Genomic DNA, 24,078 nt, shown 5'->3' with positions numbered 1-24,078 from the left:
CCATCCCCGTTCAACCAAAGACCCAAGCCCGCCCTGCAAAAGACAGGACGGCACAAAAATCCGCAGTCGCACTTTTTTAGGCCTGATCGCGCGCGTCTGTCTTTGCCTCGTACTTGGCCCGCTCCTCGGCGACAAGCTCTTTCTTTGATAATTTTCCCACCATGGTTTTAGGCAAAGCCTTGCGGAATTCGATCTCCCGGGGCAGTTCATGCTTGCCCAGATGATCACGCAAAAAGGCCAAAAGTTTGTCGGCCCCCAGATCATGCCCCTCTTTCAGCACCACAAAAGCTTTGGGAGCCTCGCCGCGATAGGCATCGGGCACCCCGATCACCGTGGTTTCCTGCACCGATGGATGCTTGTAGATGGCTTCTTCCACATTACGCGGAAAGACATTGAAGCCGCCCACCAAAATCAGATCCTTCGAGCGATCAATGATGAAGCTGTAGCCTTCCTCATCCATATAGCCGATATCCCCGGTCCGCAGCAGATCGCCTTCCATCACCGCAGCCGTCTCCGCAGGCTTGTTCCAATAGCCCTTCATCACCTGCGGGCCGCGCACGCAGATTTCCCCCACCTCGCCCAGGCCCAGAACTTTTTTCGGATCGTCGCGATCAATGATCACAATCTCGGTTCCCGGCACCGGCAGGCCGATGGAGCCCGGCTTTTGCTTGCCCTGTATGGGATTGGCGCAGGCCGTGGGGGAGCTTTCCGTGAGGCCATAGCCTTCATTGACGATAACCCCGGGAATCGCGTCCTCAAACCGGCGCTTCACCTCGGCAGGCAAAGGCGCGCCGCCTGAAAAACAACTGCGCAGGGATGACAGATCAAACCGTCCTAAATCCTTGTGATTGAGAATGGCGGTAAACATCGTTGGCACGCCGGGCATCAGGGTCACTTTATGCTCAGCGGCCAGACGCAGGGCCTCTTCAAGCTCGAATTTCGGCATCAGAACGATCTTCGCACCGCCCAAAGTCGAGGCATTCATCACCAAAGTCATGGCAAAAACATGGAACAAGGGCAAAGCTCCCAGCATCACATCCTCGCCGGGCTTTAAGGATGGATCCCAATAAAGGGTTTGGGCGGCATTGATCGATAAATTGGCATGGGTGAGCATCGCCCCCTTTGGTGTGCCCGTGGTGCCGCCGGTATATTGCAACACCGCCACATCTTCATGAGGATCGGTGCGGATCGGCTGCGGATCCTGTCCTTGAGCGATCAGCCATGAAAAGGGCACATGATCATCATTTTTGGGAATGGCTGAGCGCATATCCTTTTTGAAAAGCTGAAAGCCCAATGATTTCCAAAAGGGCAGCATTTCAGCAAAGCGGCAGATCAGCAGCTTTTTCAACCGGCTTTGGGAAAATACCTCGGCCATCTGCGGGTAAAGGGCTTTGAGATCAAGGGTCACCATGATGTCGGTTTCGCTGTCTTCGACCTGCGCCAATAATTCCGGCACCGAATAAAGCGGCGAGAAATTAACCACCGTGCCGCCAGCCCGCAAAATGCCGTAATAGCAGATGATGAATTGCGGGCAATTGGGCAGAAAAAGCCCCACGCGCACGCCTTTTTTCACCCCCAGCTTTTGAAAGCCTTTCGCCGCCCGCGCCACCAGATCGGCGCTTTCCCGATAGGTGATATCGCGCCCCATAAAGGCCATATGCACATGATCGGGCCATTGTTTGGCGGCATCCACCAGCAGATCATGCAGGGGCCGGGCTTTGATCGTCTGCCCCCAATCGATCTCTTGAGGATAATGCTGCAACCAGGGCTTATCAGTCATCAGGGGTCTCCGGGAAAGGTCTTGAGCGATGGGGGCAAAAGGGCAATCAGATGAAGAAATCGGGCATCAGCTTTTTGCTGGGATCAACGGCATAGCCGCTCAGATCGGTGATCCCGGCTTTGGCCAGCACCTCATCATCGATCAGAAACTGGCCGGTCAATTCCCGGGATGGCCGGGTGAGAATCCAATGCGCCGCATCGGCCATGATTTCGGGCTTGCGCGAGGCCTTGACCATTTCATCACCGCCCAGAAGATTGGCCACTGCCGCCGTGGCAATCGCCGTGCGCGGCCACAGGGCATTGAAGGCGACGCCCTTGTCGCGGAATTCACCGGCCATGCCCAGCACACACATGCTCATGCCGAATTTGGCCATGGTATAGGCCACATGGGGGGCAAACCAGCGCTCTTCCATATTCAGCGGCGGCGATAAATTAAGCACATGGGGGTTTTCCGCCTTCAAAAGATGCGGCAGGCACAGCTTTGAACATAAAAATGTGCCGCGCGTATTGATCTGGTGCATCAGATCATAGCGCTTCATATCGGTGGCCAGGGTGCCGCTCAACTGTATGGCGCTGGCATTGTTGATCAGTATATCGATGCCGCCAAACTGCGCCACCGCCGCCTCGACCGCCGACAATACCGCCTGTTCTTCGCGTACATCCACCACCAGCGGCAGAGCTTGTCCGCCTGCGGCCTCGATCTCTTTGGCGGCAGTGAAGATGGTGCCTTCAAGTTTGGGATGCGGATCGGCGGTTTTCGCCGCAATCACCACATTCGCGCCATCGGCGGCGGCGCGTTTGCCAATCGCAAGGCCGATCCCCCGGCTCGCCCCGGTAATGAAAATCGTTTTATTCTTCAGGCTGCCCATGGCGCCGCATTCCTTTCCTGTTCGGTGATCTGATCAAGCTTTTTGCGCACAGCGGTTTCATCATAATCGGCTTTTCGCTGAAAACGTGCAACGCCCTCTTCAACAGTGCGCGAGACAACGCCCAGCGCCAGCAGAAAATGCAGATGCGCCACCGCCTCGCCCGCCGCCATGGAAAATTCCATCCCCCGCACCCGGCGGCGAAACAGCGCCGGGAAAATATCGATGGCGGTGGCGGGTTTTTCGCATAATGCCACCACCCCATTCAGCCTCGATACATGCTTGTGGATCAGGGCATCGAGCCGTGCCCGAAGGCCATAGAAAGGCTCGTTATGAGAGGGCAGCACCAGCGTATCATCGGGCAGGGCCCGCAGGCGGGCAAGGCCGGTGAGCCATTCATCCAAAGGATTGCCATCCGGCTCGGTGGGATAAACCGAAACATTGGAACTGATGCGCGGCAGCACCTGATCCCCCGAAATGAGGATTTTGCGATCCGGGCTATAAAGGCTGATATGCCCCGGCGCATGGCCTGCGGTTTCAATCAGATGCCATGATGTGCCGCCCAAGGAAAGGCGATCCCCGCCCGCCATCCTTTGATAGCCGATGGGCAGGGGCCAGACGACCTGATTGAAATTGCCCCAGCCGCCGAGGCGGATTTTTTCGATCATCGCCTCGGTAAAGCCGGTGCGCCGGGCAAAATCCAAAGCTTCAGCAGGCGCTTCATCGCGCACATCAAGCAGCAGGCTGCGGGCCAGCAGATAGGCCGAGCGCGAGGCCAGAATGGGAGCCTTGAACTGTTCGGCCACCCAGCCCGCCAGCCCCAGATGATCGGGATGATGATGAGTGATGATCATCCTCGAGATGGGCCGACCCTGTAATTGATTGGCAAAGAGATCACGCCACAAAGCGATCGCCTCATCGCTGCGCACCCCGGAATCAATAAGGGACCAGCTTTCCCCCTCATCAATCAGATAAAGATTGATATGATCCAAAGACCAGGGAAGCGGCATCCGCAGCCAAGTGATGCCCGCCGCAATGGCATGGGTGCCCCCGGATGCGGGCGCATCCTTGATGGGATAGCGCAGGGCCCCCGCCTCATCATCAGCGGCGGGCAGGCGATGATCGGGATCGGGCGGTCGGGCGTGTGCAGAGGGAGGGTTCATGAAGATCGCTCGTTCGAAGATTGGGCAAAGGCTTGGTCAACGGTTTGGGCTGGCACAAGGCTGAGATTGATCGCCACCGAAATCCGTTCGGCATCACCATGATAGGGCCGCACCGAATGCATCAGCCAGGATGGAAACACCACCATTCGCCCCGTGGCCGGGCGGATATATTGCTCGCGGGCCTGCACGCCATCGCGGCTGTCTTTCACAAGGATATCGGGCACATACATGGCATTCATCGGATAGCGCGGATCATAAAGAACCAGTTCGCCCCCCAAGGCGGGATCCTTTGATCCCTGATAGCCATCATCGACATAATAAACCGCCGACCATAAAGCCCCGGGATGGGCATGGCCCTGATTGGATGCCCCGCGCATCGACAGATTGGCCCACATATCAAATGACCAGATAAAGCGTGGCGGCGCATCGGCCACGGCCCCGCTATCATGGACCTGCAGATCGCACAGCCTGATCAGATGGCGCAACAGATCCGCCGCCGCTTCGCCGCCCCATTCGATCATTTTCGTATCGGAATGCCAGCCCAGAATATTGGAGCGCGCAATCCCCTGATGCCCCTGCCGCCGGGCGTGGATGAGCGGGATGAGCGCGGCATTGATCGCCGCCGCCCCCGCAAGCTTCGAGACGATCACCGGCGTTTCAAACAGGCCCAGAACCCGGCGATCAAGGGCGGATGATGAGGCATCCGTCACGCCGCGAAATCCTCCTCGTCAAGGGCATAAAGCAAAGCCGATCCCCGGGTCACCGGGCCTAAAAGGGCGGTGGCGGGGGGCAAAAGCTGTTCGGCAAAAAACCGGGCGGTGGTGATCTTGGCTTTCAAAAAGGCGGGGTCGCCTTCGCCCGCATCCAGCCTATCCTGCGCCGCCATGGCCTGCTTCATCAGCAGCCAGCCGCCCACAACCGCCCCGAACATCCGCAGGAAAGGGGCCGCCCCTGCTGCCGTATCGCGCATTTTATCCATATCATTGCCGCTCAGCCAGATCGCGGCATTTTGCAGGGCATCAAGCCCATCCTCCAGATAAGGGGCCAAAAGGCCCAGATCCCCTTGGGATGGCAGATCGCCCAGATCATCCCGGATCTGCTGGAACAGTTCGCGCCAATGCCGGCCACCCTCCATCATCAGCTTGCGCCCCACCAGATCCATCGCCTGAATGCCATTGGTGCCTTCATAAATGGGGGCAATCCGGGCATCCCGATAATGCTGGGCGACGCCGGTTTCCTCAACATAGCCCATGCCGCCATGAATCTGGATCGCCAAAGATGTGGTTTCCACCCCCAGATCGGTGGCAAAGGCCTTGGTCACCGGGGTGAGCAGATCGGCCAGCCTCTGAGCCGCCTTGCGTTCATCATCGCTGGCCCCGAAATGGGCGCGATCCACCGCCGCCGCATTATAATAGGCAATCGCCCGCACCGCTTCGGTATTGGCTTTCATGGTCATCAGCATCCGCCGCACATCGGCATGGCGAATGATCGGCACGCCATCACCGCCGGGCTGGCTGATATCGGCGGATTGCACCCGATCCCGGGCATAGGCCACCGCCTGCTGATAGGCGCGTTCGGCGATGGAAACGCCTTGCAGCCCCACATTGATGCGGGCATGGTTCATCATGGTGAACATGCAGCGCATCCCGCGATTTTCCTCGCCCACCAGCCAGCCGATGGCGCCCCCTTCATCACCGAACTGCAAAACACAGGTGGGGCTGGCATGAATGCCCAGCTTATGTTCAAGGCTCACGCAGGTGACATCATTGCGCACCCCGGGGCGGCCCTCCGCATCGGGCAAAAATTTGGGCACCACAAACAGCGAAATCCCCTTGGTGCCCGCCGGCGCACCGGGGGTACGGGCCAGCACCAGATGGATGATATTGTCCGCCATATCATGATCACCCCAAGTGATATAGATTTTCTGGCCGAATATCTTCCAGCTTCCATCGTCATTGGGTTCGGCCCGGCTTTTCAGGGCCCCCACATCCGATCCCGCCTGCGGCTCGGTGAGGTTCATGGTCCCGGTCCATTCGCCGGTCACCAGCTTTTCCAGATACAGCGCCTTCAATGCATCCGAGCCATGATGGGTCAGCGCCTCGATGGCGCCTTGTGTCAGCATCGGGCACAGGGAAAAGGCCATATTCGCCGCCGTCCATGTTTCCTGAACCGCCAAGGCCAGCGCGAAAGGCAGACCCTGCCCGCCCCAATCGGGGCTGAAGGAGAGGCCGTTCCAGCCGCCATCCACATATTGGCGATAGGCATCGGCAAAGCCATCCGGCGTCACCACCTTGCCATCCACAAGGCGCGATCCTTCAAGATCGCCCTTGCGATTGAGGGGGGCAATCACCTGCGCTGACAATTTCGCCGCTTCTTCGATCACCGCAAGCATCACATCGGGCGTGGCATCGACAAAAGCATCAAGGCGGGTCAGCGAAGGCCAATCACAGATGGTTTCCAAAGTGAACTGAATATCCTTCACCGGGGCGCGATAGCTGGTCATAAGCCGATCCTTCTTCTGAACAAGGCGCAGAAACTTTATAGCCCTACCGAAAAGGCCCTATCGATAAGGTTGGTTTTTATTTGTCGAAAAAGCATAGGCACGCTTATGCTCATGTCACAAGATGTCCTAGCAGATCTTTGACCGTTTTTGCCATGCTTCCCTGATGATCCCTGCCATGACCGACAGCCCCGCATTGCCCATATTTTTCAGTAAAAACTAAGGATGCCTCTTTCCAAATGAGCACTGACAAGGCCATCTTGGATGCTGCCCGGATCCTGCGCCGGGGCGGGCTGGTGGCAATCCCCACCGAAACGGTTTATGGGCTGGCGGCTGATGCCACCAATCCCAAAGCCGTGGCCCGGATTTTCGCCACCAAAGGGCGGCCCGGCTTCAATCCCCTCATCTGCCATGTGCCCGCACCGGATGAGGCCGCAAAGATCGCCCGGATCAGCCCCCTGGCGGATCGATTGATCGCCACCTTCTGGCCCGGACCGCTGACTTTGGTGCTGCCCCAACGGCCCGATAGCCCCCTTGCCGATCTGGTCAGCGCCGGGCTGCCCTCGGTCGGGATCAGGATGCCAGCCCATCCCATGGCTTTGGCCCTGCTGCGCCAGACCGGGCGGCCATTGGCGGCCCCCAGCGCCAATCGATCCGGCAAGATCAGCCCCACCACGGCCCGGCATGTGGCCGATGATCTGGGAAAGGATGTGGATATGATCCTTGATGGCGGGCCCTGTAGCCTGGGCCTTGAAAGCACGATCATCGGGCTGCCGGATCATGGAACCGACCGGCTGCTTTTGTTAAGGCCCGGCGGCATTACCCCCGATCAGATCGCTGAAATCTGCGGCATCAGGCCAGAAGCGGATCAAAGCGGGGCCATCACCGCACCGGGGCAGTTGCTCAGCCATTATGCCCCGCGCGGCCAATTGCGGCTCGATGCCATCAAGGCGAAGGATCGTGAGTTCATGATCGGTTTCGGTTCCATCGCGGGCGATATCAATTTGAGCCCCAAGGGCGATCTGATCGAAGCGGCGGCCGGGCTTTTCGCCGCTTTGCGCAAGGCGGATGACAGCGGCGCTTCACGGCTTGCCATCGCCCCCATTCCCGATCACGGATTGGGCCTTGCCATCAATGATCGGCTCCGCCGGGCGGCAGCGCCCCGCCCGGCAATATCAGATAAGAGGCGGACGGCTGCGCCCCGCCCTGAAAAATCCGGGCCAAAAAAATCCGATTCTGAAAAATCCGACAAGGATCAAACGCCGTGATCAAAAACCCTCGACTTCTTATCCATGCCCTGATCGGGCTTATTGTGGGCACCCTTCTGGCCTCAGCCATCCAGGCGGGTGAGAATATCCTGCGCTATCTGGTGCAGCCCGTGTGGCTTGAGGGCGCGGCACTTTTGGCCCTTTTAGTGGCGGGCGCGGCTCTTGGGGGGCTGATCATCGGCGGCTCCATCGGTTTTGCCATCCGCTTTGGCCTGAAACGAGAAGGGCATGGGCGATGCCTCGTCATCTGGCCGATGGTCGCAGGGTTTGCCATCGCCTATATGCTCGATCCCTATTTTCTGGCGGCCATGGGCTGGCGCGGGCCGGTGATGCTGGAAGGGCTGGCACGCGGGCTGGCGCTTGTACCCGCCATCATCGCCCTTGTTTGGGCTGCCCATCGCCTTGACAGGCTGCCCCTTAGGGCTTTGTTTCTGGTGGTTGTGGCCATGATCGGGGCGGCGGTGATCCATGGCGGAATGGAGCGCTTCAGCCTGATCCCCATTTTGGGTGGCGATCTCGATCTCGCTTTACTCTCCCCCATCCATAGTCTGGTTTTTTTAAGGGGCATGCTGTTTCTTCTGATCGCCTATCGGTTTATTGGGATCGTGATCGCGCGCCTGTTTCCAACGGATGCTATTGTGTGCGAAACAAAGGAGCCATGAACATGGCCACCACCCCTTCGGCAGCAAATGCCCCGGCTTTCCGGCTCAACCCCGCATTGGATCGGGCGGCGATTGCGGCAGACCTCGCCAAACACCGCCGGGTGCAGATCGGCAATGTGCTGGCCCCCGAATGTGCCGAAAGGCTGGCCCATTGCCTTGAAAAAGAAACGCCCTGGTCTTTTACATGGTTTGATGGCGAAGCCGCCTGCATCCTCGATCATCAGGATATGGCAAAAGTCAGCCCCGAAAAATGGACCCAATTGCAGCGCGATCTGTTTTTGCTGGCCCGGGATCGCTTCAGCTATGCCTATGGATTTTATCCCCTGCAGGAATCGGTGCGCCTTGATCGCGACCGGCATCTTTATCTGCTTTCCTTTTTCGATTTTCTGCAAGGGCCGCAGATGATCGGCCTGATCCGCGATCTTCTGGGCGATGAAACGGTGGTAAAAGCCGATGCTCAGGCCACCCGCTTTGGCCCCGGACAATATCTGACCTATCATAATGATCATGTGCCCAAAAGCCACCGCCGCTGTGCCTATGTCTTTAATTTCACAAGGCGCTGGCGGCCTGATTGGGGCGGCTATCTGCAATTTTTCGATGATCTGGGTAATGGCCAAACCGCCTATAAGCCCGATTTCAACAAGCTCAATCTGTTTTTAGTGCCCCAGCCTCATGCGGTCACCTTCATTCCCCCCTTTGCGGGTGGTTATCGCTATGCGATCTCGGGCTGGTATCGCGCCAAGGAGCCCGCTTCATCATGACCCGCACCCATTCCGCCATTGATCTTGGCGATCTGTTTCGCCTCAATCCCGCGCTCGACAGACCCGCCCTTGCCCGCCAATTCGTGGAACAGGGCGAGCGGATCCAGATCAACGATATTCTGAGCCCAGAGAGCGCCGCCCGGCTTTATCAGATTTTGGGCCAGCAAACTCCATGGGGCATCGCCTATTATGATGGGGCGCATCATTTCATCCGGCGCGAGGAGATTGCTGCCAAAAAGCCCGATGAATTGGCCGCGATCAACAGCCGCCTGATGGCCCGGGCGCGCCATGATTACAGCTATTTCTATTTCTGCTATCCCATGCTGCAGGCTTATTTGGAGCAGTGGCAGCCCGACCATCTTCTGATGCGCTTTCTGGAATTCCTCAATAGCGCGCCGATGCTTGATCTGATCCGCGAGATTTCAGGCCTTGCCGCCATCATCAAGGCGGATGCGCAGGCCACATTCTATAGCCAGAATCATTTTTTGCTCCATCATCATGATGCCGTAGAAGAAGAACATCGCAAACTTGCTTATGTCTTTGGCTTCACCCCCGAATGGCGCACGGATTGGGGCGGCTATCTCAATTTTTTCGATGCGAAGGGGGATATCACATGGGGCCTGATGCCGCGCTTTAATGTGCTCAATCTTTTTGCCACGCGCCATCCCCACGCGGTGGGTCAGGTGGCCCCCTTTGCCGGGGCGCCCCGGCTCTCGATCACCGGCTGGTATCGCGATCAATAAGGTTTTTCAGGCTTTTGACGGGGCGGCTTTCAAAGCCTGCCGCACCGCCCTTAAAAGCTGATCAAGGCTGAAGGGTTTGCTCAAGACATCGCTGACCAGACATTCCAGATGGTGAGCGCGCTGTTTTTCCATGGCATAGCCGGTCATCAGCAAAACCGGCAGATCGGGGCGTTCGGCGGCCAGCTTCAAGGCCAGCGCAATGCCATCCATCACCGGCATCACGATATCGGCAAGCACCAGATCGAAACGATCACGGGACAAAGCTTCCAAAGCCTCGCCCCCATCGGCGGTGGCCGTCACCTCATAGCCATGACCTATAAGCCCGCGGCGCACGAATTCCCGCACGCTGTCTTCATCTTCAGCCAGAAGAATTTTCACCATCAGCCGTCGCTCCCTGCTCCATATAACCAATATAGGGCAATTCACGAAAACGATATGCATAATCCATCCCATAGCCGATCACGAACAGATCGGGACATTCAAAACCAGCAAAATCGGGGCGGATCACCGGATCGCGGCCCGCGGATTTATCCAGCAAAACCCCGGTCATCACATGGGCCGCCCCTTTGCCCAGAAAATAGCTGCGGGCATAATTCAGGGTTCGTCCGGTTTCCAGAATATCATCGATCAGCAAAACAGTGCGCCCGGCAATGGCCCCCCGGGCATCGGCTTCCAAAACCACATTGCCCGAACTTTCCGTTCCCTCGCCATAGCTGGACAGGGCAATGAAATCGATCTCGATATCCAGCCCGCGCCGGGATAAGGCACGCACCAGATCGGCGGCAAAGATCACCGCACCATTCATGATCACCTCAACCAGCAAAGCCCCTTTGGCCTCAGTGATGATCGCATGGGTGATGATGGCATCGGCCATATCGTCGATACGGGCGGATATCTCCGCCGCTGAATAAAGGGTTTTGATCGATTGTCCGGCCATCAGATCTTCATCTGCCATCAGCTTGGGCTCCGCTCTTGCCATTCATGCACGATTCCGGTCGTTTGTGCCGGGGCGTTTTCGATTTGCACGGAAAAGCGCGTGGCTTTCCCGGCGTTCAACAGGGTTTCATCAAGGATCACGGGGGTGCGCTGCAAAGTCTCCCCCGCAGAATCGACCAAAAGAAGCGTGAGCGCCGGCACCTCATAGCCGCTTTCGAGGCGATTGGAAACCGATCCCGAAACACGCAGATCCCAGCCATAATCCCGCGCCTGCCATTCCGGATCGGGATCAAGGGCGACCGTCAGGGCTTCATCGGGGCTGATGGGCGATGCCGGTTGCCTTGTCGCATCGGCCTTTGCCGCCTCAGGCGTTCCCTGATCGGCTGAAACCTTGGGTGCGGCATCCATCCCGATCAGCGCATAAAGCCTGCCGATGGGTGGCCAGGCTGCGGTCAGGCTTGGGGCAAAGGCCAGAAAGCCCCCCAAAAGCGCGATCACAAACAGCCCATAGGCCGCCCAGCCAAAAAGCACGAAGCGGCTTGGCTTTGGTCGCAGGGCCGGGACCGGGGCCGCACCATAAATGCTTTCTTCATCGCGCAGGCGGCGCAGGCTGCGGGCAACATCTTCGGCAAAATCAGCGGTTTTTCCGGGCTGATAGCGGGGCGCATCCTCCTCGTCATCATCAAGGCCCCCATCAAAAGGCGGATCATCATCCGGATCGCGATGGGTCCAATCCTCGTCCGCGGCATCATCAAGATCATCATGAGGCGCATTGGGGGCGGGCACATCTTCGGTCTTTTGAGGCGCGATCTTTTCCGATGGGGTGTCGTCAATGGGCGGCAGATCGGCGCTGAAGGGATCTTTATCCTCATCGCCTGCAGGGTCGTCCTGCTGTTGATCCTCATCGGCGGACTCTGCGCCATCGCTCAGGCCGGCCTTTTCCATGGCCGAGGCAATAGCAGCCAGAATCTGCTCCTGACTTTCTTCCTCGATCACAGAATCAACAGAATCGGGTGCAGGCTTTTGAGGATCGGGTGCATTTTTGCTGGCCGGCCCTTGTTTTTTGGCAGGGTTTGCTCGGGCCTTATCCTTGGGATTTGGTTCGGCTTCGGCCTCATCAGGCATGGCATGCCAGATATGCGCGCAGGAACCACAGCGCACGCGCCGCCCCTCTGGCCCCAAAAGATCGGGGGGAACATGAAAACGCACCGCACAGTGGGGACAGGTCAAAATCATCGCCAGAGCGCACTCTTTCGTAGATTGCTTGCCTTCAAAACAGATCGGTCAGCGTCGAGCATAGCGGGCCATCACAGATATTGCATTCAGCTTTCGAGCTATATGAGTATCCTGTCTTTGGTGCAAGTTGCGAACCACTTTATCATCAGGCAAAATCATCAGGCCAAATCATCGGGCCAATTTTACTGCGATGCAGCGATGCTGGACGTCGGCTGATCGCCTGTGCCATTCTATAATCGGCACAATGGCGGGTGTTTTTGTGCTTCAGATCGGTGTAAAAACCACGGATCAACCCAGTATCGAGGCGCGGGATCGGGAACAGCAAGAATATCGTGAGCAATCGTTTTGTAAAATTTGAAAATGTGGGCATGCGCTATGGCATGGGTGCCGAGATTTTGCAGGATATTTCGTTCGTGCTGGAGCCGGGTTCTTTTCATTTTCTGACCGGTGCCTCGGGGGCGGGCAAATCATCCTTGCTGAAATTGCTGTATCTGGCGCATCGCCCTTCGCGGGGGATCGTTTCGATGTTTGGCGATGATGTTACCACCGCCCATCGCACGGCCCTGCCGCGCCTGCGCCGCCGCATCGGGGTGGTGTTTCAGGAATATCGCCTGCTCGATCACTTGAGCGCCATTGAAAATGTGGCCATGCCCCTGCGTTTGGCGGGCGGTGGCGATGATCATAAAATCTGCGAGCATGTGGAAGAATTGCTGATGTGGGTGGGATTGAAGGATCGGATGCACGCCAAGCCCCCCACCCTTTCGGGCGGCGAAAAACAGCGGGTGGCGATTGCCCGGGCGGTGATCGCCAAGCCCGATCTTTTGCTGGCCGATGAGCCGACGGGCAATGTTGATCCGCACATGGCCCGCCGCCTGATGCATCTGTTTGCTGAATTGAACAAGCTGGGCACGACCACGGTTGTTGCCACCCATGATCTGGAACTGGTGCATGAAATGGGCGGCCCGGTAATGCATCTGCAAGATGGCCAACTGACCCGCCGCCACCTGCCCGAGCACGCGCGCGGATCGGCCTCAGCAACCGATCCATCGCGGCCAAATTTATCATCGGATTTATCATCGGATTTGTCATCATGAGATGGCATGATCCCCAAAAGCCCGGCGGGTTTGGCCGCAAAAATCCTCCCCGCAGCCCGGGGCACGGCCTTGGACGCACGCCCAAGCCTTTTGCGGGCCAGACGGCGGTACGATCAGCCGCCTTTTCCCCAGCGGCTCGCGCCGGGCTTTTGTCCCTGAAGCGAAAAAGCCTGCGTTTTCTGCCTGAAAACAGCCTTGCCGGGGGCACGCTTCCTTGGGTCATCGGGATCATGGTGTTTTTATGCACATTGGCGAGCATTTTCGCCTTTGCCCTCCATCAAAGCATGGGCGATTGGGCCGATAAGCTCTCCCAGCAGATTTCGGTTCAGATCGTCACCGCCGATGGCAAAGCCCGCCGCCAGCAGGCCGATGCCGCCCTGGCCCTGCTGCCAACGATCCCCGGTATCGAAAATGCCGTGCGCCTGTCGGACGCCGAAAGCAAAGCCCTGCTGGAGCCATGGCTGGGGGCAGGCAATGTGACCGACGATCTGCCGGTGCCGATCCTGATCGAGGTCACCACAAGCCCGGGCGCGCGTATCGATCTGGCGGCATTGAAAGCGCAGGTGCAACAGGTGGCACCCGATGCCAATCTTGATGATCATGAACGCTGGCTGGTGCAGCTCAATCGGCTGAGCACGAGCCTGCAAATGGTGGCCCTTCTCGTGGTGGGGCTGATCCTGAGCGCCACCGCCGCGATTGCCGCTTTTGGCACCCGCGCCGGCCTCTCATCCCATCGGGCCAGTATTGAAATCATGCATCATATGGGGGCCGAGGATGGCCTGATTGCCAATGAATTTCGCTATCGTTTCATGCTGCAAGGGCTGAAGGGCGGCTTGGGCGGCCTCATCGCCGGGCTGCTGGTGATGCTGACATTGGGCCATTTCGCAAGCCAGATTGGCAGCGGGCTGGTGCCCGATCTTTCGCTTTCGGCTCTGGCGTGGCTGCTTTTGATTTTGCTCCCGGTTTTTGCCGCCCTCCTGACCATGATGGCCGCTCATCTGACCGTTCATCGTGAATTGGCAGGGTATCCCTGATGCGCAGGCCGCGGCGCAGGGGCCATCGATATGTGCTGATCCTGATGAGCGCTGCCGTGCTGATCTGGTTTTTGGGCTTTTTGGGCTTTTCCTGGTCCATCCCCCGCAGCCAGCCCATCGCCCTTCTCAATCCGGTTGATGGCATCATCGTTTTTACCGGAAGTGCCGGGCGCATTCAGGCGGGCATCACCGCTTTGGAACAGGGTCTGGGCCAGCGCCTGCTGATTTCCGGGGTGAACAGCGATTTGTCATCCGACGTCATCAGATCGGCGATTGGCGGCAAGGAAGACCTCGCCCGCTGCTGCATCGATCTGGGGCGCACGGCCCGCGATACCGAAGGCAATGCTTTAGAGGCCATCAAATGGGCCCACCATCGTGATTATGACAAAATTCTGGTTATAACAGCGGATTGGCATATGCGCCGCAGCCTCATCGAACTGAACCGGCATGGGCATGGGCTGATGATCCATGCCCTGCCGGTAAAAAGCGAGGCCGGGCCGGGGCGGCTGATGATCGAATATCATAAATTTCTGGCCGCATGGACCCGGGCGGCCTTCAGCCCGGATCGACCATTTATCATCGACCATCCTCTCTGACCGGAAACCCAAAAGGCCCTTTATGAAATATCGGATTTTGATCGGCACCGTCCTTCTCGCCGCCCTCGCCTATGGCGGGCTATGGCATTTTATCGCTAATGAAAGCCGGGATCGGATCAACACATGGTTTGGCGATCGCGATCAACAGGCCTTCCGCGCCCGAAATGATCAGATCGATATTTCCGGCTTTCCTTATCGCCTGACCATCAATATCGCCCGGCCCCGTATCGAAAGCCAAAACAACCAACCGGCATGGGCGGCGGGTGCCGATCAGCTTTTGATTTTCAGCCATCTTTGGACACCCGATCATCAGGTGGCTCAGGCCCATGATCTCAAAGCCCGGCTGGCCGATCTGGGGCTTCATGCACCCAAAATCATGGCCAGCCTGCTGACGGGCGCACAAGAACAGATGCTGGATATGGATCTGGGGATGGTCAGCTTTGATTTTCCTGCCAGCAAAGGCCAGACCCTGCCCGCCGAACGGATGCGGCTGAATGGCAAATGGCCCCTGTCTGGCCCTCCGCCATCAGCCCCCGATCAGGATGAGACCCCGCTTTTGCAAAGCGAGCGGGCCGATATCGCCATCCAATTGACCAATCTGGGCCTTGGCCCTTTTGCCCCCGGTGCCCCGGCTCCGGTGATTTCAAAAATCGAACTGCGTGGTGAATTGCACGGCCTGATCACCGCCCCGATCACCCCCCAAAGCCTTGAAAAATGGCGCGATGCCGGTGGTACCATCGAAATCACCGATCTGCAGATCGATTGGGGCCGCCTGCATCTGAAGGGGGATGGAAGCCTGACCCTCGATGAACAGTTGCGGCCATTGGGGGCTTTGGCGTTGGTTTTTGAAGAGCCGGGCCTTTTGGTCACCTATCTGGCAAAACAGGGGCTGATCGATCCCAAAAGCGCGCCTTATCTGGCCGAAGGTGTGGATCAGATCGCCATGATGGGGGGTGATCGGGCCATGCGCCTGCCGATCACCTTGCAAGACGGGCAAATTTTGGCCGGTCCTTTTCCAGTTGCAAAAATCGGCCCGCTTTTAAAGCCCTGAAAAGCCGCTCGAACGCGCCATCAGCGATTCATGAAGGCTTCCAAAAGCGCCACCACCGCCTGATTCTCCTGCTCGGTGCCCACCGTTAAACGCAGGCAATCCGCCAGGCCCTGACCGGGCAGCCAGCGCAATAAATAGCCATGCTCGGTGAGCCAGGCATTGGCCGCTTCGGCCTGATGGTCGCCCGATTGGGGAAAGCGGATCAGCACAAAATTGGTTTGGCTTGGCACCACCTCCAACCCCAAAGCACTGATCCGGGCGCTGAGCCACTGCCGCCATTGCACCGTGAACCGGGTCGCCTTTTGTGCGAAATCGCGATCCCGCACGGCGGCAATGGCCGCATTCTGCGCGGGCAGATTGGCATTGAACGGCATCCGGATCCGGTTCATGGGATCCAGCAAAGCGGGCGATCCATAGCCCCAGCCAATACGCAAGGAAGCCAATCCATAAAGCTTCGAAAAGGTGCGGCTCATCAGCACATTATCATGGGCTGCGGCGAGATCGGTGCCATCGGTATAATCATCGGCATCCACACATTCCGCATAGGCCGCATCATAAACCAGCACACAGCTTTCCGGCAGGCCCGCAATCAGGCGCTCCACTTCAGCTTTCGGCAGATAGGCACCGGTGGGATTATTGGGATTATCCAGATAAACAATCCGCGTTTTATCGGTGATGGCGGCCAGAATACCATCCACATCCGCCGCCCAGTTTTTATTGGGCACCGCCACCGGGCGCGCCCCCAAGGATTGGGCGATGATCGGATACATCATGAAACCATAGCGAGAATGGATAATCTCATCCCCTTCGCGCACGAAAGCCTGCGCCACCATATGCAGAATTTCATCCGAACCGGCCCCGCAGAGGATCCGATCCGCCGCCAGCCCATGCACCTCGGCAATGGCCCGGCGCAGATCAAAAGCATCGGGATCGGGATAAAGATGCATCGACACAGCAGAGGCCACCATCGCTTCGGCGGCTTTGGGGCTCGCCCCCACCGCCGATTCGTTGGCCGAGAGCTTGACCACCTTTTCAACGCCATCGGCCTTGGCCCGCCCGGCCACATAAGGCGCCAGCGATAAAACCCATGGATTTGGCTGCAACATGCCCATAAATGCTCCCATTCGTGCAAAAATTCTGACAAAAGCTTTTAATCAAAGCCAACATGAAAAGCAAAAGATTGCCGCGCGACGCACAAGGCGTTAGCAAGGGGCAAATTTAAAAGTGCCTATGACCGAATTTTCGCCACCCAAAACGCCACCCGGCCATGTGCTGATTCTGGGCGATGCCACCCCCCTGCCGCTGGATAGCGGCGGGCATCTGGGGCCGTTTCCCCTTGCCTATTCCACCTATGGCACAATGAATGCCGCCAAAAGCAATGTGATCCTGATCGCCCATGCCCTCACCGGCGATCAGGTGGTCAGCGGCACCCATCCCGTGACCAAGCGTCCGGGCTGGTGGGATCGCATGGTGGGGCCGGGCCGGATCATCGACACCAACCGTTTTTTCGTGATCTGCGCCAATGTCATTGGTGGCTGCATGGGCAGCGCCGGACCTGCGGCCATCAACCCCGCCACCGGGCAGCTTTGGAGCGCCGATTTCCCCTTCATCACCATTGGCGATATGGTGCGGGCCCAAGCCCGGCTGCTGGATCATCTGGGGATCGATGATCTGTTCATGGCCATTGGCGGCTCGATGGGGGGGATGCAGGTATTGCAATGGCTGCGCGATTATCCCCAGCGTTTATTTGCGGGCGCAGCACTGGCCACCGCCGCCCGCCACAGCCCGCAGCAGATCGGCCTGCATTCCATCGGCAGGCGGGCCATTCTGGCCGATCCCCATTGGCAGGATGGCCGCTATCATGGCACCGGCCATGCCCCGATTGCCGGGCTTGAGGTGGCGCGGATGCTGGCCCATCTCAGCTATCGTGCGCCCGAAGAATTCGACAGCCGATTCGGACGCACTTTGCAAGATCGCGATCAGCCGGCCTATGGCCCGGGGATCGATTATCAGGTGGAAAATTACCTTGCCTATCATGGCCGTCGCTTTGTGGAACGCTTTGATCCGGCCAGCTATATTCTGATCACCAAAGCCATGGATTATTTCGATCTGGCCCCTGATGGGGATCTGGCGGCCCGTTTTGTGGGGGCGAAAACCCACATGTTTTTAGGGGCTTATGAAAGCGATTGGCTTTACCCCCCGGCACAAACACAGCTTTTGGCCGATGCCATGGCGCGTGCCGATGTGGCGCATATCCATCGCTGCTATCAGGCCATTGCGGGACATGACAGCTTTTTGCTGGAAATCAAGCCTTTCGATGCCGATTTTGCCCGCTTCATCAATGAAATGGCCACAAAGCGGGGTTTGCCAGCACTCCGCTGAACAGCAGATCACCGCCAAACAGCGGTTTTTAGCTGTCGCCCCCATGGCTTTGAGACAGCGATCCCAAGGCGGGCTTGCGGATCACAGGGGCAAAAACCGGGCGATGCACCGGCGCATTGGGCACCGCACGATAGATCTGCTTTTCCGCTTCCACGATCAACAAACCGGCAAGGCTGCCAAGAAAAATCGCCCCGGATCGTTCGAGAAAGCGCATCCCCCGCCCTTGGGAAAAGGGCCCGAAAGGCGGTGCAAACAGGGATCGCCGAATGCGGGTAACCGGCAGCAGATAACTGGCCAAAGTGCGCTCAAGCTGTTGGCTGCTATAGGGCTGCCCCGATCCGAAGGGCGTGCGCTCGAACCCGGCCCAGGTGCCCCGGCGGCGGGGTACAATGATGATCACCCGCCCCCCCGGCGACAACACGCGCCATAATTCGCGCAATAATCCCGGCAGATGATCCGCCACCTCCAAAGCATGGATCAAAACCAGCCGGTCAAAGGATCCATCAGGCAAGGGCAGAGCATCTTCTTCGATCAAAGCGGTGGCGTTCCGCTGGGTATCGGGCCAGTGCACCACCCCTTGGGCGGCCGGCATCAGGGCCACCATACTGGCTGGCGGCTTTTTCCCTGCCGCATCATGGCGCGCCGAAAGCTGATCGAGCAAAGGCGGCGCATAGCCGATCCCCGCAATATGCTGGCCTTCCAGATCGGGCCATAACTGATCGATCTGATCGGCAATGCACAAGGCTGCGGCCCGACCCAAGGGCCGTTCATAAAAATTCCGCAGGGCAATCACATCAGGGCGCATGGGGTTTCATACAGTTTAATAACCAGCCATCGACTGTGGCCAGCATAGGGAAAAACCCGCTTGCCCGCATCCATCAAACGCTTTTCACATCATGAAGGAACCTGCGGATTTCCTGATCAAGCTCGGCGCTCGATCCGCTCACCCCCAAAATCGATTGCTTGATCTGCTGCACCGACTGGCGCATGGCATCAGCTTTTTCGCCAATATCATCAAGGGTTTGCCGCACATCCGCCGCATCCCCTGCGGCAACCTGCACATGGCCGGAAATAGCCTCCATCACCAGATTTTGCTGGGCGATTTCCTCGCCGGTTTCTTTGGATAGCTGATCCACCCGTTGGATGATATCGCCGATCTGCTTGACCGCCCCGGATGCTTCGGTGCTGGAGGCCTGCAGGCTTTGAATATGATGATCAATGTCGCCCGTGGCTTTCGCCGTTTGCGCCGCCAGTGCCTTCACCTCATGGGCAACCACCGCAAAACCCCGCCCGGCTTCACCGGCGCGCGCCGCTTCGATAGTGGCATTCAGCGCCAATAAATTGGTTTTCTCGGCGATGTCGTTGATCAATGCGGTGATACTGTTGATTTCTGACGCCACCTTGACAAAGTCATCAACCGAAATCATCGCCCGGCGCACCCGATCCGCCGCGCCGCCCACTTCTTTATCCGCCACAGTCTGGCGCTGGGCAATGGCTGAAATCGCCTTTGACAAGCCCGACATCTCATCGGCGGCGGCTTTCACCGCATCCGAGGCATCTTCGGATAAAGAGGCCGCCTTGCCGGTGCCATCGCCCATGATTGTGGTGGTTTTCTCGATATGTTCGGCCATTTTTTGCAGGCTATCCATGGCCTGGGCCAGCTCAGCCCGGGTTTTAACCACGGTTTGATCAAAGCCATGGATCAGCTTTTGCAAAGCCCGCTCGCGGCGCGCCACCTGCTCGGCCTGCGCCTGTTCCTCATGATGTTTGGCGATGGCGGCCTGTTCGCGCTCTTCGGCCAGCTTTTGCCGCATCCCGGCTTCTTTTTCAATCCGCTGGCGGTTTTCCGCTTCAAGCTGCATCCGCTCATGCGCGGCGATCTTGAAGCGTTCGAGACTGCGGGCAAAGCTGCCAAATTCATCATGGCGCTGCTGATCGGGCACCTCAACCGCCAGATTGCCCTCACTCAAGGCGGTGACGGTTTCTTCCAGCCGCATCAGGGGACGGGCGATGATCACCGCATTCCAAATGCCATAAGCCGCACCCAAAAACCCCGAAAGACAGGCAAAAGACACCAAAATCACCACAATCTTGCTGTTCAAGGCATCAACGGGATGATCCAAACGCTGGGATTGGACGAAAAATTGCGCCGCAATTGGCTCAAGACGGCGGGCAAGGCCATCTTTTGCCCCCCGATCATCAAAAGAGCGCAGATGCGCCATCATGGCATCGGCACTTACAACCGTGGCGCTGCAATTTTGGGCGATCAGGGGCGATCCCGCCAGCCGCAGAAAAAAGCTGATCGGCCCTTCTTCCATCAAGGCTCGGCATAAAGCGCCGCTTTCCCTGATCCCGGCCAAGGGGCCATCGGCCTGCATCAGCGCCTGCGGTGCTTCCGGCTGGCTTGGCAGTGCCTCCAATAGCTGTTCGATGCGGCGGGCCTGATCAAGATGCTCGAAGGTCAAACGATGAAGAATGCCGCCATTTTTCAGGATCTGAACCGCGATCAGAACCAGAAAAGAATAGAGTAGGATCGAACCCGCCACAGCGAATAAACGCCTGCGCACATTGAGGATAGATGTCATACAAACTCCAGTCCGGGGCCGAGCCAATCCTTATGTGCGGCCACCGAACTGAAAGCTTAAGGGCGCAAAAGCTAAACAAAATTTAAATTCAGCCCTCACGCCCTGTAAAGTTATTGCGATCATTAATACATATGCTGGCCACCATTGATCGATAAAGTTGATCCGGTGACAAAGCCTGCATCTTCCGTGACTAAAAAGAGCACACCGCGGGCGATTTCCTCGGCCTTGCCAAGGCGGCCCACCGGCACTTTAGCCACGATTTTTTCCAGCACCGCTTCGGGCACTGCCGCCACCATATCCGTATCGATATAGCCCGGAGCGATGGCATTGACGGTGATATTGCTGCGCGCGCCTTCCTGGGCCAAAGCCTTGGTAAAGCCATGGATTCCCGATTTGGCAGCGGCATAATTCACCTGACCATATTGCCCGGCCTGTCCATTGATCGAGCCGATATTGACGATGCGGCCATATTTGCGATCCCGCATCCCGCCAAACACGGCATGCGACATATTAAAACAGCCACCCAGATTGGTATCGATCACCTGCTGCCACATATCATGAGACATTTTATGCATGGTGGTATCGCGGGTGATGCCGGCATTATTGACCAGCACATCCACCGGCCCCAGATCCTTTTCCACCTGCGCGCAGCCAGCGGCACAGGCTTCGAAATCCGCCACATCCCATTTATAAACCTTGATCCCGGTTTCTTCATTGAAACGACGGGCCCGTTCATCATTGCCCGCATAATTGGCAGCCACTTCAAAGCCATGATCTTTCAGCATTTTGGAAATGGCAGCACCGATACCACGGGTACCGCCGGTAACGATTGCAACTCTTGACATGATCATCTCCCCTCAGGGTTGTTTGTTGGGTTTTTTAAAGAAAAGCCTGCGATTGAAAGATCAGGGGCGCTCCACACAAAGCGCAATGCCCATGCCGCCGCCAATGCACAAGGTGGCAAGGCCGCGTTTCGCATCGCGCCGGGCCATTTCATGCAGCAAGGTCACCAGAATGCGGCAGCCGCTGGCCCCAATAGGATGGCCAAGGGCGATGGCCCCGCCATTCACATTCACCTTATCGGTATCCCAGCCCAGATCCTTGTTCACAGCGCAGGCCTGAGCGGCAAAGGCCTCATTGGATTCGATGAGATCGAGATCCGATGCTTTCCAGCCCGCTTTTTCCAAAGCCGCCCGGCTGGCAGGAATGGGGCCAGTGCCCATCACTTCAGGATCAACCCCCGCCACCGCATAGCTGGCAATCCGCGCCAAGGGGGTAATCGAGCGGGCCGCAGCCTCATCCGCCGTCATCACCACAACCGCCGCCGAACCATCATTGATCCCGCTGGCATTGCCTGCTGTTACGGTTCCGTCACGATCAAAAGCCGGGCGCAGCTTGGTCATCGCTTCCAAAGTGGTGCCATGGCGGGGGTGCTCGTCACTGTCCACCACCACATCGCCCTTGCGGGTTTTGATGGTGATGGGGATGATTTCATCCTTGAACCGCCCGGCTTTCATCGCGGCTTCGGCTTTTTGCTGGCTGGCCACCGCAAATTCATCTTGCTGATCGCGGGAAATCTGCCAGCGATTGGCCACATTTTCCGCCGTGGTGCCCATATGATAGCCATGGAAGGCATCCCAAAGGCCATCGCGGATCATCGTATCGATGAACGAAAGATCGCCCATTTTCTGACCATTGCGCAGATGCGCCGCATGGGGGGCGAGGCTCATATTTTCCTGACCGCCCGCAATCACGATGCGGCTATCGCCGGTTTTAACCGCCTGCGCTGCCAAAGCCACCGCCCGCAAGCCCGAACCACAGACCTGATTAAGCCCCCAGGCCGTGGTTTCCTTGGGCAATCCGGCTTTGATCGAGGCCTGACGCGCCGGGTTCATTCCCTGCCCGGCGGTGAGCACCTGCCCCAAAATCACTTCGGAAATATCCGTGGGCTGCAGGGCGGCCCTTTGCAAAAGCGCGCGAATGACCTGTTCACCCAGTTCATGCGCGGGAACGCTGCTCAACCCACCATTGAAAGCACCGATAGCAGTGCGAGCGGCGGCCGCAATAACGATATCAGACATATAAGCGATACTCCTTCATTAAACGATGAACAGGCCCCATGGATGCGGCCTTCTTTTTTGACAGATCAATCCTAGAATGGCACGCCTTGGGCGCAGATCAAAGACCCTGATTGCCCACAATTTCGTTGATTTTCCACAATTTCCTGCGGATTTCCCGGTTACATTTGAAACCATTGTCAGCCTTGCAGCCATTTGGCCAAAGGCATCCATAAATCCGTGCGCGCCCGGCGCCCCACGATCATCCCCACATGGCCGCTTGATGGCCGCACCAGATGATCGGGGTGAAAGCCCGCGACCAGACCAAGGGCACTTTGCGGCGGAACGATGCGATCATTTTGCGGCACCGCACAAAAAACCGGCCCGGCATAATCCTGCGGCAAAACCATCTCGCTCCCCATCTGCCAGCAGCCGCGCATCGGACTATTGAGCACATACCAATCGCGCAAAACCTCTGTCGCTGCCGGACCGGCCAAAGGCGGGCCTTCATTCAGCCAATCTTCCAGCGCCACAAACAGGCGCGCGTCCGGCCCATCCTGTGGCATTCTTGCGAAGTGGGAAAATTTCCTGAAGGCGGCATCGGGGCTTAATGAAATGAAAAAGCTTTGGATCAGGTCCATCGGGGCCTCCCCCAGATGCGCAATCATGGGCAAAAGGGGCATCGCCATCCGGGCCAGCCCCTGATGCACCGCACCATCGGCATGAAAATCCCAGGGGGCCGCCAAACAGGCCAAACGCTCCACCGCCGCCCCGGCGCGCCCTGCTGCGGCCAAGGCCAAAGTGCCCCCCATGCAATAGCCGATCACCGGGACCGGGCCGCCCCATGCTTCTACCAGATGATCAATCATCTGAAAGATCCGCGCGCAATAATCGGCCAGCCCAAAATCATGCTCCATCGCGCCGGGGTGCCCCCAATCCAGCAGCATCGGCGCAAAGCCCTGATCATATAAAAATCCGGCAAGGCTGTTATCGGGCAAGAGATCCAATATCGTAGGGGGATTGATCAGCGATGGCACCAGCAAAACCGGCTTGCGAGGGGCAGGGATTTTCCCCTTATGATCACCGCCACCAGCAGATTTCCGGCGCGCCGCCGCAATATCCAAAAGGCTGCTTTGACCGATGGGACTGCGGCGCACAAGCCTGCCATCGGGCCGCCGGAAGGGATGCGCCCGCCACAAATCAATACCCTGAAGCGCCAAGGCTAATTGATCTGTTCCAGCGCCATCCCCCGCAGCGGGATTTTTGGCATGGGCCATCATCGCCGCCGCGCTCATCATCGCCAGATGCAGCCCCAAGGGCTTTGGCCCCACCCGCAAAGGCGGCTGTTTGCCCTTGGTCATGCTG

At 58.0% G+C, this 24,078-nt stretch carries 23 protein-coding genes; 9 read left to right on the top strand and 14 right to left on the bottom strand.

Annotated features, from left to right (window positions below; all coding sequences use genetic code 11):
- Positions 1–76: 76 nt before the first annotated feature.
- The 5 genes from QK300_RS03770 to QK300_RS03750 are packed head-to-tail and all read right to left on the bottom strand — an operon-like array spanning position 77 to position 6,311.
- Positions 77–1,780, bottom strand: coding sequence for a long-chain fatty acid--CoA ligase (locus tag QK300_RS03770; RefSeq protein ID WP_281300342.1), 1,704 nt, complete (start codon positions 1,778–1,780; stop codon positions 77–79).
- A gap of 46 nt (positions 1,781–1,826) precedes the next feature.
- Positions 1,827–2,648, bottom strand: a complete 822-nt coding sequence (locus QK300_RS03765; protein ID WP_281300343.1) for an NAD(P)-dependent oxidoreductase — start codon at positions 2,646–2,648, stop codon at positions 1,827–1,829.
- Positions 2,636–3,808, bottom strand: coding sequence for an MBL fold metallo-hydrolase (locus tag QK300_RS03760; RefSeq protein WP_281300344.1), 1,173 nt, complete (start codon positions 3,806–3,808; stop codon positions 2,636–2,638). Before QK300_RS03760 ends, QK300_RS03765 begins: the two co-directional genes overlap by 13 nt.
- Positions 3,805–4,518, bottom strand: a complete 714-nt coding sequence (locus QK300_RS03755; RefSeq protein WP_281300345.1) for a 2OG-Fe(II) oxygenase family protein — start codon at positions 4,516–4,518, stop codon at positions 3,805–3,807. The genes QK300_RS03760 and QK300_RS03755 overlap by 4 nt, the downstream gene beginning before the upstream one ends.
- On the bottom strand, positions 4,515–6,311 hold the full coding sequence (locus tag QK300_RS03750; protein ID WP_281300346.1) for an acyl-CoA dehydrogenase: 1,797 nt from the start codon (positions 6,309–6,311) through the stop codon (positions 4,515–4,517). The genes QK300_RS03755 and QK300_RS03750 overlap by 4 nt, the downstream gene beginning before the upstream one ends.
- A gap of 236 nt (positions 6,312–6,547) precedes the next feature.
- Here QK300_RS03750 and QK300_RS03745 point away from each other — a divergent pair, with 236 nt between their 5' ends.
- The 4 genes from QK300_RS03745 to QK300_RS03730 are packed head-to-tail and all read left to right on the top strand — an operon-like array spanning position 6,548 to position 9,742.
- Positions 6,548–7,576, top strand: a complete 1,029-nt coding sequence (locus tag QK300_RS03745) for an L-threonylcarbamoyladenylate synthase (protein ID WP_281300347.1) — start codon at positions 6,548–6,550, stop codon at positions 7,574–7,576.
- Positions 7,573–8,238: a hypothetical protein gene (locus QK300_RS03740; RefSeq protein ID WP_281300348.1), complete on the top strand. Its 666-nt coding sequence runs from the start codon at positions 7,573–7,575 to the stop codon at positions 8,236–8,238. The genes QK300_RS03745 and QK300_RS03740 overlap by 4 nt, the downstream gene beginning before the upstream one ends.
- A gap of 2 nt (positions 8,239–8,240) precedes the next feature.
- On the top strand, positions 8,241–8,999 hold the full coding sequence (locus QK300_RS03735; protein ID WP_281300349.1) for a 2OG-Fe(II) oxygenase family protein: 759 nt from the start codon (positions 8,241–8,243) through the stop codon (positions 8,997–8,999).
- Positions 8,996–9,742: a 2OG-Fe(II) oxygenase family protein gene (locus QK300_RS03730; protein ID WP_281300350.1), complete on the top strand. Its 747-nt coding sequence runs from the start codon at positions 8,996–8,998 to the stop codon at positions 9,740–9,742. The genes QK300_RS03735 and QK300_RS03730 overlap by 4 nt, the downstream gene beginning before the upstream one ends.
- 6 nt (positions 9,743–9,748) lie before the next feature.
- On the opposite strand, the gene QK300_RS03725 is transcribed toward QK300_RS03730, so the two are convergent.
- From QK300_RS03725 to QK300_RS03715, 3 genes are read right to left on the bottom strand one after another with little or no spacing between them, the layout of a single operon-like run.
- Positions 9,749–10,123 carry a response regulator gene (locus QK300_RS03725; RefSeq protein ID WP_281300351.1) on the bottom strand — a complete coding sequence of 125 codons (375 nt, stop codon included), beginning with the start codon at positions 10,121–10,123 and terminating at the stop codon, positions 9,749–9,751.
- Complete coding sequence (locus tag QK300_RS03720) at positions 10,101–10,697, bottom strand: phosphoribosyltransferase family protein (protein WP_281300352.1); 597 nt, start codon at positions 10,695–10,697, stop codon at positions 10,101–10,103. Before QK300_RS03720 ends, QK300_RS03725 begins: the two co-directional genes overlap by 23 nt.
- Positions 10,697–11,914 carry an MJ0042-type zinc finger domain-containing protein gene (locus tag QK300_RS03715; protein ID WP_281302264.1) on the bottom strand — a complete coding sequence of 406 codons (1,218 nt, stop codon included), beginning with the start codon at positions 11,912–11,914 and terminating at the stop codon, positions 10,697–10,699. The genes QK300_RS03720 and QK300_RS03715 overlap by 1 nt, the downstream gene beginning before the upstream one ends.
- A 332-nt stretch (positions 11,915–12,246) precedes the next feature.
- On the opposite strand from QK300_RS03715, the gene ftsE reads away from it, so the two are divergent.
- The 4 genes from ftsE to QK300_RS03695 are packed head-to-tail and all read left to right on the top strand — an operon-like array spanning position 12,247 to position 15,689.
- Positions 12,247–13,008 (top strand): cell division ATP-binding protein FtsE, encoded by a 762-nt coding sequence (ftsE, locus tag QK300_RS03710; RefSeq protein ID WP_281300354.1) that lies wholly within the window; start codon positions 12,247–12,249, stop codon positions 13,006–13,008.
- The gene (locus QK300_RS03705; RefSeq protein ID WP_281300355.1) at positions 13,005–14,042 is read left to right on the top strand and encodes a hypothetical protein; all 1,038 of its coding nucleotides are present in this window, start codon (positions 13,005–13,007) and stop codon (positions 14,040–14,042) included. Before ftsE ends, QK300_RS03705 begins: the two co-directional genes overlap by 4 nt.
- Positions 14,042–14,638, top strand: a complete 597-nt coding sequence (locus QK300_RS03700; protein ID WP_281300356.1) for a YdcF family protein — start codon at positions 14,042–14,044, stop codon at positions 14,636–14,638. The genes QK300_RS03705 and QK300_RS03700 overlap by 1 nt, the downstream gene beginning before the upstream one ends.
- A 22-nt stretch (positions 14,639–14,660) precedes the next feature.
- Positions 14,661–15,689 (top strand): DUF2125 domain-containing protein, encoded by a 1,029-nt coding sequence (locus QK300_RS03695; RefSeq protein ID WP_281300357.1) that lies wholly within the window; start codon positions 14,661–14,663, stop codon positions 15,687–15,689.
- 20 nt (positions 15,690–15,709) lie between these two features.
- Here the strand turns inward: QK300_RS03695 and hisC are convergent, their stop codons facing one another.
- Complete coding sequence (gene hisC, locus QK300_RS03690; RefSeq protein WP_281300358.1) at positions 15,710–16,795, bottom strand: histidinol-phosphate transaminase; 1,086 nt, start codon at positions 16,793–16,795, stop codon at positions 15,710–15,712.
- Between the two features lie 124 nt (positions 16,796–16,919).
- Between hisC and QK300_RS03685 the strand changes: the two genes are divergently transcribed.
- Positions 16,920–18,071, top strand: coding sequence for a homoserine O-acetyltransferase (locus QK300_RS03685; protein WP_281300359.1), 1,152 nt, complete (start codon positions 16,920–16,922; stop codon positions 18,069–18,071).
- 28 nt (positions 18,072–18,099) lie between these two features.
- Here the strand turns inward: QK300_RS03685 and QK300_RS03680 are convergent, their stop codons facing one another.
- From QK300_RS03680 to QK300_RS03660, 5 genes are all read right to left on the bottom strand, one after another.
- A complete protein-coding gene (locus tag QK300_RS03680) occupies positions 18,100–18,876 on the bottom strand; it encodes a class I SAM-dependent methyltransferase (RefSeq protein WP_281300360.1) in 777 nt (258 codons plus the stop codon).
- A gap of 73 nt (positions 18,877–18,949) precedes the next feature.
- A complete protein-coding gene (locus QK300_RS03675) occupies positions 18,950–20,656 on the bottom strand; it encodes a methyl-accepting chemotaxis protein (RefSeq protein WP_281300361.1) in 1,707 nt (568 codons plus the stop codon).
- Positions 20,657–20,778: 122 nt separating this feature from the next.
- Positions 20,779–21,501 (bottom strand): acetoacetyl-CoA reductase, encoded by a 723-nt coding sequence (gene phbB, locus QK300_RS03670; RefSeq protein ID WP_281300362.1) that lies wholly within the window; start codon positions 21,499–21,501, stop codon positions 20,779–20,781.
- A 60-nt stretch (positions 21,502–21,561) separates the two neighbouring features.
- The gene (locus tag QK300_RS03665; protein ID WP_281300363.1) at positions 21,562–22,737 is read right to left on the bottom strand and encodes an acetyl-CoA C-acetyltransferase; all 1,176 of its coding nucleotides are present in this window, start codon (positions 22,735–22,737) and stop codon (positions 21,562–21,564) included.
- Between the two features lie 176 nt (positions 22,738–22,913).
- Complete coding sequence (locus tag QK300_RS03660) at positions 22,914–24,074, bottom strand: hypothetical protein (RefSeq protein ID WP_281300364.1); 1,161 nt, start codon at positions 24,072–24,074, stop codon at positions 22,914–22,916.
- Positions 24,075–24,078 lie beyond the last annotated feature (4 nt).

Source organism: Iodidimonas sp. MBR-22 (assembly GCF_029946565.1).
In the GTDB taxonomy this organism is placed as follows: domain Bacteria; phylum Pseudomonadota; class Alphaproteobacteria; order Sphingomonadales; family Rhodothalassiaceae; genus Iodidimonas; species Iodidimonas nitroreducens.
Note: the sequence above shows the minus strand (reverse complement) of the source record. Positions and strands in the feature narration are given on the sequence as shown.

What these genes read in the sequence shown, in the direction of transcription:
- QK300_RS03735 (WP_281300349.1), top strand. Translation starts at nt 8,241, where the DNA reads ATGGCCACCACCCCTTCGGCAGCAAATGCCCCGGCTTTCCGGCTCAAC.
- QK300_RS03720 (WP_281300352.1), bottom strand. Translation starts at nt 10,697, where the DNA reads ATGGCAGATGAAGATCTGATGGCCGGACAATCGATCAAAACCCTTTAT.
- QK300_RS03695 (WP_281300357.1), top strand. Translation starts at nt 14,661, where the DNA reads ATGAAATATCGGATTTTGATCGGCACCGTCCTTCTCGCCGCCCTCGCC.
- QK300_RS03730 (WP_281300350.1), top strand. Translation starts at nt 8,996, where the DNA reads ATGACCCGCACCCATTCCGCCATTGATCTTGGCGATCTGTTTCGCCTC.
- QK300_RS03745 (WP_281300347.1), top strand. Translation starts at nt 6,548, where the DNA reads ATGAGCACTGACAAGGCCATCTTGGATGCTGCCCGGATCCTGCGCCGG.
- QK300_RS03685 (WP_281300359.1), top strand. Translation starts at nt 16,920, where the DNA reads ATGACCGAATTTTCGCCACCCAAAACGCCACCCGGCCATGTGCTGATT.
- QK300_RS03675 (WP_281300361.1), bottom strand. Translation starts at nt 20,656, where the DNA reads ATGACATCTATCCTCAATGTGCGCAGGCGTTTATTCGCTGTGGCGGGT.
- QK300_RS03680 (WP_281300360.1), bottom strand. Translation starts at nt 18,876, where the DNA reads ATGCGCCCTGATGTGATTGCCCTGCGGAATTTTTATGAACGGCCCTTG.
- QK300_RS03765 (WP_281300343.1), bottom strand. Translation starts at nt 2,648, where the DNA reads ATGGGCAGCCTGAAGAATAAAACGATTTTCATTACCGGGGCGAGCCGG.
- QK300_RS03705 (WP_281300355.1), top strand. Translation starts at nt 13,005, where the DNA reads ATGAGATGGCATGATCCCCAAAAGCCCGGCGGGTTTGGCCGCAAAAAT.
- QK300_RS03715 (WP_281302264.1), bottom strand. Translation starts at nt 11,914, where the DNA reads ATGATTTTGACCTGTCCCCACTGTGCGGTGCGTTTTCATGTTCCCCCC.
- QK300_RS03660 (WP_281300364.1), bottom strand. Translation starts at nt 24,074, where the DNA reads ATGACCAAGGGCAAACAGCCGCCTTTGCGGGTGGGGCCAAAGCCCTTG.
- hisC (WP_281300358.1), bottom strand. Translation starts at nt 16,795, where the DNA reads ATGTTGCAGCCAAATCCATGGGTTTTATCGCTGGCGCCTTATGTGGCC.
- QK300_RS03665 (WP_281300363.1), bottom strand. Translation starts at nt 22,737, where the DNA reads ATGTCTGATATCGTTATTGCGGCCGCCGCTCGCACTGCTATCGGTGCT.
- QK300_RS03760 (WP_281300344.1), bottom strand. Translation starts at nt 3,808, where the DNA reads ATGAACCCTCCCTCTGCACACGCCCGACCGCCCGATCCCGATCATCGC.
- phbB (WP_281300362.1), bottom strand. Translation starts at nt 21,501, where the DNA reads ATGTCAAGAGTTGCAATCGTTACCGGCGGTACCCGTGGTATCGGTGCT.
- QK300_RS03750 (WP_281300346.1), bottom strand. Translation starts at nt 6,311, where the DNA reads ATGACCAGCTATCGCGCCCCGGTGAAGGATATTCAGTTCACTTTGGAA.
- QK300_RS03770 (WP_281300342.1), bottom strand. Translation starts at nt 1,780, where the DNA reads ATGACTGATAAGCCCTGGTTGCAGCATTATCCTCAAGAGATCGATTGG.
- QK300_RS03700 (WP_281300356.1), top strand. Translation starts at nt 14,042, where the DNA reads ATGCGCAGGCCGCGGCGCAGGGGCCATCGATATGTGCTGATCCTGATG.
- QK300_RS03725 (WP_281300351.1), bottom strand. Translation starts at nt 10,123, where the DNA reads ATGGTGAAAATTCTTCTGGCTGAAGATGAAGACAGCGTGCGGGAATTC.